Source organism: Aquitalea magnusonii (assembly GCF_003202035.1).
Taxonomy (GTDB): domain Bacteria; phylum Pseudomonadota; class Gammaproteobacteria; order Burkholderiales; family Chromobacteriaceae; genus Aquitalea; species Aquitalea magnusonii.
Genome location: NZ_QJKC01000021.1, coordinates 39337 through 52393 on the forward strand (window position 1 = coordinate 39337; position 13057 = coordinate 52393).

Consider the following 13057-nt stretch of genomic DNA (forward strand, 5'->3'; position numbering starts at 1 on the left):
TCAGGCAGCCAGCGGCTCGCGCGCTTCGGCCAGCAGGGCAATGGAGGCGCGGCGCAGCGCAAACTGGGCCACGGGGATATCGATGATGAATTCGCGGATGCCGTAGCTCTGGTGCAGGGAATCCAGCTCGGCGCGCACATCTCCGGCGGTACCGGCAATCACGTGCGGATGCTTTTCTTCCAGCTGGTACTGGCTGCTGCCAGCCTGGCGGGCAAATTCTTCTGCCGCCTCACGGCTGGGCACGTTAACGCTGCGGCCATCTTCCAGCGTCACCTTGAACAGCTTCAGCTCGCCCACCAGCGCCTGTGCCTGTTCGCGGGTTTCCGCCACAAAGGCATACAGCGCCAGCGCCGGTACCTTGCCGGTCCACTGGCGGTACACGGCAATGGATTGCTGGATATTCAAGGGGTCGCCATTGAAGTGGCCGGCGTAGGCAAAATCCCAGCCCAGACGGGCGGCCAGCCGGGCGCTGTCCGGGCTGCCACCCAGCAGGAAGCGCCCCGGGGTAATGGGCGGCTGCGGTGTCGCCTTTGCCCCGGCCAGCGGATGCCCTTCCGGCTGGCCCTCGTTAAGGAAGGCATTCAGTTCGGTCAGCTGGGCGGTGAAATCCGGTTTGCGCGCGGCATCGTGATAGTGCTGCAAGGCACGGGTGCTGAATGGCAGGCCGCCGGGGGCCTTGCCTACGCCCAGATCCACCCGGCCCGGCGCCAGCGCCGCCAGCAGATTGAAGGTTTCCGCCACTTTGTAGGGGCTGTAGTGCTGCAGCATGACGCCGCCACTGCCCACGCGGATGCGGCTGGTATGCGCCAGGATGTGGGAGATCAGCACTTCGGGCGCGGAACTGGCCAGCAGCGGTGTGCTGTGGTGTTCGGCCACCCAGAAACGGTAATAGCCCAACTGCTCTGCCAGCTTGGCCAGCGCCACGGTATTGGCCAGCGCATCGGCCGCAGTGGCACCCGGCGGAATCGGGCTTTTATCCAGAATGGACAGCGAGTATGACATTTGTGTGCACCGTGTAATTGACGCCACAAAATCTATTCCCAGCCCATTTGAAGATCAATCAAATTAAATTGATATGCTTATCCGCGCAGCTTATTCATTTTCCTGCAAATTCCAATAAAAAATTGACTTAGCAATATTCAGCAGAAAGCCATCAATAACAAATCAATACGAATAAAACCTGCAAAAGCAGTTTGATTTGTTAATCATTTTTTATTGATTAATAAAACGGGAACAATACGCAAGAATAGCCAACAGCCGAAACCCGCCACCCTGGCAACGGCTTGCTTGTCCGACCAACCGTATCCCTGTGAACACATCATGAAAATAAAACTGCTCACCCTGGCTATTGCTGCTTCTCCCTTGTTTGCCCATGCCGACGATGGCGTTACCATTTACGGCAAAGTGGCCGGTAACCTATCCAGCGTCCAAAGCTATACCTCCACCGGCAGCCTGAAAACGACCCAGGTGAATGACAACACTTCGCGCATCGGTTTCAAGGGTTCGGAAAACCTGGGCAATGGCCTGACTGCCATCTGGCAAGTAGAAAACCGCATCCACGTGGATGGCAGCGGTACGGACACCTTCGCCAGCCGCGACTCTTTCATCGGCCTGCAAACTGACTACGGCAAGCTGCGCCTGGGCCGCCTGTCCGACTACGCCAACCTGGACATGGAATATATCGATCCGGGTTCCTACAGCGGCGTCGGTGGTCAACTGTACTCCACCCGTCTGGACGGCCGCCTGAACAATGCCATCCGCTATGACAGCCCCAACCTGGCCGGTTTCAGCTTTACCACCACCTGGGCGGCAGACGAGAAACGCGCCAATGACAGCAATGGCCAGCCCACCAACAACCAGGCATTCAACCTGGGCCTGAGCTACGAACAGGCCGGTTACTTTGCCAAGTTCAGCTATGAAACCAAGGGCGATGCCAAGCAGGTGAACTCCTCGGCCCAGACCGGCGCGGTAAAAGACTGGTGGCGGGTGGAAGCAGGCTATATCAGCGACCCCATCTACCTGGCCTTGGGCTTCCAGACCGTTAACGGCTACCTGGGCGTTTCCAGTGGCAAGTTTGCTGACAGCCCCGTGGTTTACAACGTCAACGTGCTGAACACCCGTCTGGCGGCCAGCGGCCAGAGCCTGAGCGCCGCCGCCTCCGGTCAGGATGTGAAAACCCGCGAAGCGGTGCTTACCTTCGGCTACAACGTAGGCGCCTGGCTGCCTTATGTCTCGCTGACCAAGGGCTACGACGTCGAAATCGGTGGCAGCAATGTCAACAAGACCGGCTACAGCCAGTATGTGGTCGGCACCATCTACAACCTGTCCAAGCAAACGCATGCCTATGCCTCTTATGGCCGCGTCAACTGGGGTGGCAATGGCGTGGCCAGCGAAAGCGCGCTGAGCCTGGCCCTGGCCAAATCCTTCTAAGCTGACATGCCCCGCCTCCCGGCGGGGTTGTGGCTGCCACACCATGTTTAACGCGAAAGATACCCGATGAGCCGCGACACCCTGTTTTTGCTGGAGCCCGGATTCACCCGTCCCGATCATCCGGCCGACCAGCGTTTTGTCTGCCCGCACAGCAATCTGCTGGAGGGCCTGCTGGCAGTGCAACCGGCACTGGCCAAGCGCATTGCAATCCGCCGCCTGCCGTTTCCACGGCCGCGCCAGACGGTGGTCGAGTTGCTGGGTGAGGAAAACCAGAGCCTGCCGGTGCTGGTCCTGGACCCGGCCAGCCCGCTACCGGCCGGAGCCAGAGAGCACGCCGGGCGGCATTTCCTGCAAGACGCCCGGCAGATTGCCGATTATCTGGCACAGCAATACGGTGCCTACCGCCTGTAAACCCTTGTCACAGGAAAGTACATCATGGGAATCAAACGCCTGAACCACGCGGTGCTGTATGTCAGCGATGTGGCCGACAGCACGCGCTTCTATCAGCAAGTACTGGGGTTTAACCCCTCCCCCGGCCCGCAGCCGGAACAAGCCTTCTTTGCCCAGGCGGCGGAGTCGGACAACCATCACGACCTGGCCTTGTTCGCCCGCAATCTCGGCCAGCAACGCGCGGGGGTTTTCAGCCCGCGTGGCGAAACCCCAGCGGCCAACGAGCCACCGGCCGGTCTTTACCATCTGGCCTGGGAAGTGGATACCCTGCTGGAACTCAAACGCATTCGCGACCAGCTGCAGGCACTTGGCAAGCTGGGGCTGGAAGAAGACCACGGCATCTTCAAGAGTGTGTACGGCCACGACCCGGACGGCCTGTTGTTTGAAGTCAACTGGTTCCTGCCGGCCGATGCCATCCGCGACGAGGACCGCAACATCCGTACCGCGCAGCTGGACTGGAAACGCGAGCTGGCACGGTTCGCCACGCCCTGAGCTGAACCGGAGCGAACTGTCTCCCGTGCTTGCACAGGAAAGCAATGCCCTGCTTTGCCGTAGCAATAGTCACTACTGCTACGGCAATGGCCATCCCTATACGGCAAGCCTGCCCACAAAAGCCAGGACAGGCCACACCGACATCCGTGTTGTGCCAGTGCTGTAAATCCCGGGCACAAGACAACGCAGGAAACCCCATGCAGCGGGGTGAAGATCAGCGGCTCCGTACCCCGCCATAAGGCCGGGATGGAAACCCGGTCAATCAATACCGCCCCGGCGTCACACCCAAAAGACGTCGAAACATCGCGATAAACGCGCTGACATTGTCGTACCCCAAGTCCAGCGCAGTCGCCTTTACCGACCTGCCGGTCGCCAGCAGCTCCAGTGCCTTCAGCACACGCACGCGTTGGCGCCACTCCGTGAAGGTGAATCCGGTCTCGGCAATGAAACGACGGGTCAGCGTGCGAGGCGCGATATCCACCCACTCGGCCCACTCCTCCAAGCGCCGCTCATCACCCGGCTGCTCGCACAAGGCCTGGGCAACCTTGCGCAAGCGGATATCCTGGGGCATTTGCAGGCCGAGCGCCGCGTGGGGCGACAAATGAATCTCGTCGAGGATGACCGCTCCCAGCCGTGTCTGCGGCCCGTCCAGTCCATCTGCTCCCCACGTGCTTGCACGCGCCACAGCTTCTCGCAGCAGACTGGAGACGACCAGGACGCATGGCTCGCCAGGCAATTCAGCGCAGGCAGATGCCGCCACATAAACACTCCACCCCGAGAAAGGCCCATGCGAGCGCAGCCCGTGTGGAACATCTGGCGGCAACCAGATGGCATAGCTTGCAGGCACAACCCATCGGGTATTTGCCGCATCGACCGACAGCAGACCTTGTGCCGCACCGAGCAACTGGCCACGAGCATGATGATGAAGGGAGGTCACCCGCACCTCACTGGAGTGGTGCCCTACAGCCAGCAGAAGCGGACCACTCGCGTCCGCCGCCTGGGCTGGTGGAATCATGGGATCGAACATGAATGGCGTTAAAACAGTATTGATTGGCATTTATACCGTACGCACAGCAATGCAACAAATCTACCATGGCGGCTCGATCAACCATCAGGCGCGACACCACATGCAACCAACAGATATTTATACTGCCCTGGATGACATCCTCAACCAACAGCAGCGCCCCCTGGAGGATGTGCTCGACCACCATTTCAGCCCCCATTACCGACAGCGCACAAACGGACACTGGGACGACCGCCAGGCCTTCGTGCAACACGCGCGCAAGCTGCGCGAGGTCGTGGCATCGGCTCGCATCGAGGTGCTGGACGAACTGCGCGATGGCCAGCATTATGCCGACCGCCATCGCGTCCATGTCACGAACCGCAACGGTTCTCGGGTCGTACAGGAGGTTTATCTGTTTGCGGAATTCGATGTCGAAGGACGTTTCGTCCGCATAGAGGAAACCACGCTGATGCTCGAAGGCATGGAGTCTGACCGCGACATGGGCAGCATGAAATAATGTGCAGTCGATGCGGGGCAAATCTTGCCGTTTGCGTGCCCCGCCCCTGCTTCCAGATCCAGCGCCGTGTAACAAGCACCGCGTGCTGGTTTTCCAGCAAGCACGCCCCATATGGTGACCAATCGCGACGGAAGCCGATGTCAACGGCGTAGCCTGCCTGGCAGCGGAAGACGTAGCCCCGGCCAAGCGGCAAATCATCTCCAGCCGCCAATGCGTAAGCTCATCCACCAAGCTCATCTGGGCAGCGCTAGCGCGAGCTGTTTTACTGGATACGAATAAAGATAAGTCGCCTTGATCAATACAGCGAAGGCAAAGCCACAATTCCACACTTATCGCACAAGATGGTTCTTGCGCAACAAGAGGTCACGGGCCAATGAAGGAAAGGCAGCCATCAGCAATATTGCATGTTCTTGTGCTGTCTGGTCCGTCCAAAATCGCTGACTAACGCCGCAACGGGTCAGCCAGTGCGCGCTGATGCAAAAACTGCTGGTCAGTCAGCGTGCCCAGAAACGCGATGATGTCCTGCTGCTCCTGCCGGCTCAGGTCGATATTGCCGATCAGCTCGCTTTTGTAAGGGTTCAAGCGGCCATCGCCCTGATAGCTTCCCTGGCTAATCTTGCGGCCACCGCCAGCATAGAAGGCCAGTACTGACGGCAAGTCTTTCAGGCTGCCATCATGCATATAGGGTGCAGTAATAGCGATATTGCGCAAGCTGGGCGCGCGGAATTTGCCCATGTCCTCGGCCAGGCCGGTCAGCTCGTATACCCCGCGATTGCCCTCGGGAAATGCGCCCTTGCCGTCCAGGTTGTACAGCCCGGTGTTATGGAACAGCATGTCTTCCAGCCGGGTTTTCACCGAGACGGTCTGGTCACTGAAATTGAAACCGCCATGACAGTGGAAACATTCGGCCTTCTCGCCAAAAAACAGCGCCTTGCCGCGCAACTCGGCAGCGGTGAGTCGCGCGCGACCTTGCAAGTAGCGGTCGTAACGGGAATTGCCGGACACCATGCTGCGCTCGAAGCTGGCAATGGCGCGGATGATATTGCGCCAGCTGATGGGCGCTGCGTCCTGCGCAAAAGCCTGACGAAACAGCCGCCGGTAGCGGGCATCCGCCTGCAAGCGTTGCAACACCTGTTGCTTGTTGCGGTCATTCACCCCCATTTCAACCGGGTTTTCCCCGAACAAGGGCACGCTCATCTGGGTTTCCAGGCTGGTGAGTGCCGGGTTCGCCCAGGTGTAGCTGGCATTCCAGGCCACATTCATCAGCGCCTGCGCGCTGCGCGCGGTGTATTCACCCGTGGAGCCGCGTGATACCGGCCGGCCATCAGTAAATGCCAGCCGCTGGATGTGACAGCTGGCACACATCAGCTGGCCATTGCCCGACAGGCGTTTTTCGTAGAACAGATAATGCCCCAGCTCGACTTTGGCCTGGCTCATCGGGTTATCTGCCGGTACCACCGGGGCAGCAAAACCGGCAGGCAAGCGCCACGACCAGCCGCCGGGTACCCCCTCAGCAGCCTGCGCCGGGGCAAGGCAGAACACGCCCAGCCAGGCCAGTCCAAGGTATATGCCACGCCACCCGCTCAAGCACTGCTTCATGGCTGTTGTACCCGGACAAAGGCTGGCGATGTCTGCGGCAGCAGGGGCAGCCCGCGTCGCTCTCCGGCCCCCAGCTGTATTTGCAGCTGGGCAAACAGCGGCTTGCATTCCGGGTCGTCCATGCTGCTCATGCAGCCGCTGGCCCCGCCCTTGTCCTCGGCCAGATTGCTGTCGGCCAGCAGGCGGGCCATATCCAGCACCACCCGGTCTTGGGCCGGGTCGAAATCCTGCAGCATCACCGCCACCCGGTTGGGGCTGAGGCAATGTACGGCACCGGCCTGGGCCGGATTGCCGCTACAGCCGGTGGAGCCCAGATGCAGCGTCCACACCGCCGCGCGGCCATTGCTGCGTGCCACCCCGCCTTCCGGCAGCAGTTCCAGCTTGATGAATTTGCGCCCCACCTGCCAGCTCCAGGCCATGCTGGCGCGATCCAGTGGCGCAGCGGCCAGCTCGAAATTGCCATGATTGAGGCTGACTGGCCGCCCCTCTTCATCCCGCCCTTGCAGCGGCACCCCGATGGTGAAGAGCAGGCCACGGTAGTGAGCGGCGGGCACTTCCCCTTGCACGGTGTCATGCACCGGCCCGGCAGAACCGGCGTGGCAGCTGCCACCACCGGGGACAAAGTCCAGCAAGGCAACATCGCGCGACTGCCAGGCATCCCCATGCAGCTGTACCGCCTGCGGCTGGCCGTCCTCGCGCAGCAGGCGGATATCCGACAGATAGAACTTGGCATCTTTCAGTCGGGTGAGCACGGCGGGCTGTCCCAGCGGCAGCGCCGGGCTGGCGCAACTGAAGGGCTGTTCGCCAGCTTGCAGGGCAAAGCGCAGGGCGACTTCCTGCCCGGCGGCCAGCCTTGGGACGGACAGCAAGCAGACAGTCAGCAGGCCGGTATGAAATAAACGCTGCAACATGACAAGGGCTCCTGCCAGGGGCCAAGGCCCCCGGCTTGCGGGCTGGCTTAGACCCGCTAACAAAACCCCCGATTCTGCGTTGCGCCGACTTGCCGTACTCATTGTACAGTCTGCGTCGGCGCACCTTGACTCGGGTGCTCTACGAGGTTTTGTTAGCGGCTTTTAGTACTTGCCGCGCAGGGTCAGCATGACATTGCGCGGTTCGCCATAGAAGTTGTAGATATTGGGCGTGCCCACCGAGGCGTAGTAGCGGGTATCAAACAGATTATTGATATTCAGCGCCAGGCTGTAGTTCTTGTTGAACTGATAGCCGATACGGGCATTGGCCACCACATAGCCGCTGTTCACCACCTCGTCCGACCAGCCGCGCGAACTTTGCGCACGGCTCTGGGCAATCAGGCCGCCCCCCAGCGAGTAGCCCTTGAGCCAGCCGGTATCATCAAAGCTGTAGTTGCTCCACAGCTTGAACTGGTTGCGCGGGGTCTGGATCGAGTAGGTCTTGCCCTGATTGCTGGGGTCGGACAGATAGGTGGTGGTCATGTAGGTGTAGCCGGCCGTCACGTCAAAGCGGCTGTTCACCTTGCCCTGTACTTCCAGTTCCACCCCTTGCGATTCGATTTCACCGGCATTCAGGTAGTAGTTGGAGCTGGGATAGGCCGGGTCGGCATAGGCACGGTTCTTGTCACGGATGTTGAAGAAGGCCAGGGTCGCACCCAGTCTGGAATCCAGAAACTCCCCCTTGGCCCCTACTTCATACTGACGACCGACCCGCGGGTCCAGCGTGGAGCCATCGGCCTTTTGCTGGGTTTGCGGCACAAAGATATTGGCGTAGCTGGCATACAGGGTCACTTGCTGACTGAAGTCGTACAGCAGGCCGCCATAAGGCGTGACGCGATTGCTGGCCTTGGCACCGTCTTTCCAGTCGGTAAAGGTGGACGGGGCAATATTGTGCGACTTGGCCAGGAAGGTGGTGGTGCGCGCACCCAGCAGCAGGGTGGTGGCGTCAGTCAGGTGCAGGCGACCCTGGGTGTAGAACCCGCTTTGCCGGGTATTGCTTTCGCTGCCCGAGGTGTAGTTGATCACCGGTTCGGCCAGGCTGTTACCGCTGGCGTAGTCCACCCCGGAATAAGTCGGCCCGCGACCGGAACGGCCCTTGCTATTGTATTCGTCGACATTGAAGCCCAGCAGCATGTCATGCTTGCGACCCCACATTTCCAGCGGCCCGGACAGGCTCAGGTCCATGCCGTCGCGGGTATAGGTGTAGTCACCGCGCATGGTGCTGTAGTCGATGGTATTGGTCAGCGGGTTCAGGCCGGACGAGGTATAGGCATATTTGTAGTACAGCTCCTGCACGCGGTGGTTCACGTTCAGCCTGGCGGCCCATTCATTGCCGAACTTGTGCTCCAGCGCGGCCGACAGTTCCTGCGTGTTGTAACTGGTGCGCCCCCAGTCCGGGGCATTGAAGGTAGAGGGCGATACCTTCAGCAACTGGTAGTGACCGCTGCTGTCGGTGGTGGTGTAAGTGGGCAAGCCGGACCACGGGTCTTTCACCGTCTGGTTCTGCCCGGTATAGCTGATGTCAAAGGTGGTTTGCGGACTCAGTTCAAAACGCAGCATGCCGGACAGCAACCACTTGTTGCTGTGGGTGTGGTCGTAAAAATAGTTGCGGTCTTCGCTGCTGGCAATCAGCCGGCCTTGCACCGTGCCGCTTTCATTCATGGCACCGGTGACATCCCCCACCAGACGGTTATTGCTCCAGGAGCCGGTACTGGCTTCCCAACTGGCGGCAAAGTCTTTTTGCGGCTTTTTCTTTACCAGATTGACAATACCCCCCGGCTCGCCCACCCCGCGCAGTAGTCCGGCGGGGCCACGCAGCACCTCGATGCTTTCATACAAGGGCAAGTCAAACTGGTGCGAGGGCGACAGGCCGTTATACGACGTCACCCCGTCATACATCACGCCCACCGAGTTATAACCGCGAATCAGGTACTGGTTGCTCAGGGTGTCGTTGGCAATGACCGTGACACCGGTGGCCTGCTGCATGGCATCGGCCACCGTGGTCATGTGCTGGTCTTCCATTTGCTGCTTGCCCACCACCGATACCGAGTTGGCAATCTCGCGCAGGCTGACCGGTTTCTTGCCAAAAATGGCAGCCTTGTCAGCCTTGTAGCTGTCCAGTGCGCTGGCGGTCACCAGCACTTCCGGCATCAGCTGCGCATTAGCGGGATTGGCTGCCTTGACAATGATATAGCTGCCGGCCGCGGTTTTCCGGGCTTGCAAGCCACTGTCTTGCAGCAGACGGGCCAGCGCCTGCTCGGCGGACATGGTGCCGTTGAGCCCGGCGCTGTGCTGACCATCCAGCTCCTGGCTGGCAAACAGCAGTTGCAGGCCGGTTTGCCCGGCCAGGCCAGTGAGAGCGGATGCCAGGCTTTGCGGCGCAATATTTACGGTCACATCCTGTGCCAGTGCAGCGTTGGAAAACAGGGCGGAAACCAGCAGGGCCAGTCCCATGGATGGATAGCGTTGTTTCATCTTCGTTTCTTTGCTTTTGAGTGTTCATCACGGACAAGAAGGAAGACGAAACAAGGGTCAACAACCTGACATGGTTCAGCATTTATTTTTTTCTGCTCAACAAGACAGTGCCATCCGGCTGCTGCTGCGCCTGCAAGCGCAGCATGCTGGTGAGCATGCTCAGCAAGGTGTCACGGTCATCGCGCTGTACGCTGCCGCTCAACAAGAGACTGGCCAGTGACGGGTCCGCCAGTCGCCAAACCTGGGCCGACTGGCCATTCACCGCCAGCAGCAAATCCCCCAGCGGCAGATGGTTGAAGGTCCAGATTCCCCCCTGCCAGTCAAAGCTGCCGGCGGATAAGGGCCCTGTCAGATGCTGGCCCTGATAACGGGCTTGCTGTCCGGCAGCCAGTTGCAGCACCTGGCCAGCAAGGCGCAGCTCCACCAGCCCTTGCTGTACATGCACCGCTACCTGATCCCCGCTGTGCATCACAGCAAACTCGGTGCCGATATCGCGTAACTCGCCTGCCCCGGCCAGCACTTTCAGCGGGCGCGGATTGGGTGCCACCCGGATGCTGGCCATACCCTGCTCCACCACCAACTGCCGCTCGCCCCAGCGATAATCCACCCGTACCCGGCTATGCCCACCCAGCGTCAGCTTGCTGCCATCGGCCAGGTATTGGCTGCTGCCTTGTCCGTAGGCGGTGAGCAGCACCGAGTGCACCGGCAAGTGCAACAAGGTCCAGCCGCCGAGCGCCGCCAGCAACAGGCAGCCCAGGCTGGCAGCCCGGCCGCGTCGGCGCGCGGGTGCTTTGGCCAGCTGGTCCATGGCACCCCACAGGCGGCACTGGGCGGCGTATTCCTGGCGGTGTTCTGCGGCGGCATCATGCCAGCGCTGGAATTCCGCCTGCTGCCGGGGGGTCAGCCCCTCTTGCTGGCGTAGCAACCAGCGGGCTGCTTCTTCCCGCAGTTGCCGGACAGCGGCATCGGCCTCATGGCTCATGCCCACTCCACTTGCTGGCGCAAGGCCAGCATGGCGCGGATCAACAGTTTCTCCACGGCATTGAGGGTGATGCCCAACTCGACCGCCAGTGCTTTTTGCGGAATGCCATCAAAACGGAAACGGACAAAGGCCTGACGACAGCGTGGCGGCAGGCTGTCTATCGCGTGGCGCAGCTGGGACAGCTGCTGGCGGGCCAGCACGATGCGTTCGGGAGAGGGGGCGGCGGATGGTTGTTGCTGACACGACTCCAGCGGCACCATTACCCCGGCATGGGCCGCCTTGCCCCGGTAGTGGTCGATCAGCAGATTGCGGGCAATGCAGAACAGCAAGGCGCGCGGCTGACGCACACCGTCCAGCGCTTTGTCCGTTGCCAGGACACGGACAAAGGTTTCATGGGCCAGATCGTCGGCCAGGGCGGTACTGTCTACCTTGCCACTCAGGTAGCGGCGCAGTTCCACAATATGGTTCAGATACAAAGAGGTGATGTCGGCAGCAATAGGCATGGCAGCAGCCAGGCTGGCAAATCCCGACATCATAGATGGCGGCCAGCGGCGCCACCATGTGGCAAATTGTCACAGGCCGACTGTTTGGCTACTCAACGCCATCCTCTGCCTCGCCAGGCCGTGGCGGAGCACCTCGACCAGACAAAGCCTGCGCCACCGGGGGCGGATGCTTGGCCAGCATGCGCTGCAAGGTGCGACGGTGCATGCCCAGTGCGCGGGCAGTGGCCGAAACATTGCCATTGTGCTCCAGCAGGATGCGCTGCACATGCTCCCAGCCCAGCCGCCTGACCGATACCGGCCGATCGGCAATCGGCAAGTCGGGATCCGGCTCCCTCTGGCTGAAGGCCGCCAGAATGTCGTCCACCGAGGCCGGCTTGGACAGATACTGCATGGCCCCCAGCTTGACCGACTCCACTGCGGTGGCAATGCTGGCATAACCCGTCAGCACCAGGATCTGGCTGCGGGAATAATGTGCCTTGAGATCCGGCAGCAGCTTCAGCCCGTTTTCACCCCCCAGATTCAAATCCAGGATGATGCGTTCACAGCTGTCGGCAGCATGGCACAAGGCATCGCGGCCATTGTGTGCCAGCAGCACATCAATCTGGTGCCGTCGCAGGGAGCGCGCCAGCACCTGGCAAAAATCGACATCGTCATCAACCAACAAAACCGTCATGACAATTCCTCCCCATCATTCATTCCTTCACGCCCATCGGATGGCAAGCCATCTGGCATACCACCTGGCATGCATACAGCACAAAAGCGACGCAGCACATGCTGCGTCGCCCTGTACAACACTTACTGTGAATCAATCATCGTGATGCAGGTTTTCCTCGATCACCGCATTGATCACCCCCATGGCCACGGCCAAGGGCAGCCCCAACATCCAGGCGAAATACCACATGATTTTGTCCTTTCGCTTCAGTAAACACTCTTGCTGTTGGCACGGATGTGCTGCTCGGTCACCTTGCCGCGCATCACGCGGTAGCACCAGGTGGTGTAGCTCAGCACGATGGGCGTGAAAATCAGCGCGGCCCAGAACATGGTGTTCAGCGTCATCTGGCTGGAGGTGGCATCCCAGGCGGTCAGGCTGGAACGCGGGTCCGAGCTGGACGGCAGCAGGAAGGGGAACAGGCTGACACCGGCAGTACCAATCACCCCGGCCTGTACCAGACTGGAAGCGATAAAGGCCAGCCCAGCCTTGCGCACCGCGGCCAGCGACACGGCAGCCGCAGCACTGACAATACCCAGCAGCGGCAGCACCATGGTCAGCGGATAGCGCTGGTAGTTGCCCAGCCAGGCCCCGGCGGCACGCACCACGGTTTTGGCCAGCGGATTGGATTGCGCGGCGGCTTCACCACCCGCGGTAATCACATAGCCATCCAGCTGGCCCACCCACAGCCCACCCAGCACAAACAGCACAATGGTCAGCACGCCAAACAGCATGGCGGCGCGGCGTGCGCGTTGTGCCATTTTTCCTTCGGTGCGCAGCATCAGGTAGGTGGCCCCTTGCAGCAGGATCATGCTGGCCGATACCAGACCGCATAGCAGGGCAAACGGGTTGAGCAAGGCCCAGAAGCTGCCTTCGTAGAACACGCGCAGGGTGTCGTCGAAATGGAAAGGCACGCCTTGCAGCAGGTT

14 protein-coding genes are annotated in these 13057 nt (G+C 60.7%); 4 read left to right on the top strand and 10 right to left on the bottom strand.

What is annotated here, in order from left to right; translation table 11 throughout:
* The gene (locus tag DFR38_RS17935; RefSeq protein WP_059285581.1) at positions 1-1002 is read right to left on the bottom strand and encodes an LLM class flavin-dependent oxidoreductase; all 1002 of its coding nucleotides are present in this window, start codon (positions 1000-1002) and stop codon (positions 1-3) included.
* A 318-nt stretch (positions 1003-1320) separates the two neighbouring features.
* Between DFR38_RS17935 and DFR38_RS17940 the strand changes: the two genes are divergently transcribed.
* The 3 genes from DFR38_RS17940 (at position 1321) to DFR38_RS17950 (ending at position 3372) form a co-directional block, all read left to right on the top strand.
* Positions 1321-2430, top strand: a complete 1110-nt coding sequence (locus DFR38_RS17940) for a porin (RefSeq protein ID WP_082693370.1) — start codon at positions 1321-1323, stop codon at positions 2428-2430.
* Positions 2431-2496: 66 nt separating this feature from the next.
* A complete protein-coding gene (locus tag DFR38_RS17945) occupies positions 2497-2841 on the top strand; it encodes a DUF3088 domain-containing protein (protein ID WP_059285583.1) in 345 nt (114 codons plus the stop codon).
* Positions 2842-2865: 24 nt separating this feature from the next.
* Positions 2866-3372, top strand: a complete 507-nt coding sequence (locus DFR38_RS17950; RefSeq protein WP_059285584.1) for a VOC family protein — start codon at positions 2866-2868, stop codon at positions 3370-3372.
* Positions 3373-3634: 262 nt separating this feature from the next.
* Here DFR38_RS17950 and DFR38_RS17955 read toward each other — a convergent pair whose 3' ends face one another.
* Positions 3635-4399: an AraC family transcriptional regulator gene (locus DFR38_RS17955; protein ID WP_110313715.1), complete on the bottom strand. Its 765-nt coding sequence runs from the start codon at positions 4397-4399 to the stop codon at positions 3635-3637.
* On the opposite strand from DFR38_RS17955, the gene DFR38_RS17960 reads away from it, so the two are divergent.
* Complete coding sequence (locus tag DFR38_RS17960) at positions 4398-4892, top strand: hypothetical protein (protein WP_204377445.1); 495 nt, start codon at positions 4398-4400, stop codon at positions 4890-4892. The genes DFR38_RS17955 and DFR38_RS17960 overlap by 2 nt on opposite strands.
* Positions 4893-5333: 441 nt before the next feature.
* Here DFR38_RS17960 and DFR38_RS17965 read toward each other — a convergent pair whose 3' ends face one another.
* From DFR38_RS17965 to cydB, 8 genes are all read right to left on the bottom strand, one after another.
* Entirely contained in the window at positions 5334-6479 is a 1146-nt protein-coding gene (locus tag DFR38_RS17965) for a methanobactin export MATE transporter MbnM (protein ID WP_244909915.1), read from the bottom strand.
* An 8-nt stretch (positions 6480-6487) separates the two neighbouring features.
* Positions 6488-7402 carry an MbnP family copper-binding protein gene (locus tag DFR38_RS17970; RefSeq protein WP_059285586.1) on the bottom strand — a complete coding sequence of 305 codons (915 nt, stop codon included), beginning with the start codon at positions 7400-7402 and terminating at the stop codon, positions 6488-6490.
* Positions 7403-7564: 162 nt separating this feature from the next.
* Positions 7565-9934, bottom strand: coding sequence for a TonB-dependent siderophore receptor (locus tag DFR38_RS17975; RefSeq protein ID WP_059285587.1), 2370 nt, complete (start codon positions 9932-9934; stop codon positions 7565-7567).
* Positions 9935-10016: 82 nt separating this feature from the next.
* On the bottom strand, positions 10017-10916 hold the full coding sequence (locus tag DFR38_RS17980) for a FecR family protein (RefSeq protein WP_110313716.1): 900 nt from the start codon (positions 10914-10916) through the stop codon (positions 10017-10019).
* Entirely contained in the window at positions 10913-11419 is a 507-nt protein-coding gene (locus tag DFR38_RS17985) for an RNA polymerase sigma factor (RefSeq protein ID WP_204377446.1), read from the bottom strand. Before DFR38_RS17985 ends, DFR38_RS17980 begins: the two co-directional genes overlap by 4 nt.
* An 88-nt stretch (positions 11420-11507) precedes the next feature.
* Positions 11508-12092, bottom strand: coding sequence for a response regulator transcription factor (locus DFR38_RS17990; protein WP_082693373.1), 585 nt, complete (start codon positions 12090-12092; stop codon positions 11508-11510).
* A gap of 132 nt (positions 12093-12224) precedes the next feature.
* A complete protein-coding gene (gene cydX / locus DFR38_RS17995) occupies positions 12225-12320 on the bottom strand; it encodes a cytochrome bd-I oxidase subunit CydX (RefSeq protein WP_082693332.1) in 96 nt (31 codons plus the stop codon).
* Positions 12321-12337: 17 nt separating this feature from the next.
* Positions 12338-13057 (bottom strand): cytochrome d ubiquinol oxidase subunit II (gene cydB, locus DFR38_RS18000; protein ID WP_110313717.1); only part of this gene is annotated, 720 nt, incomplete at its 5' end.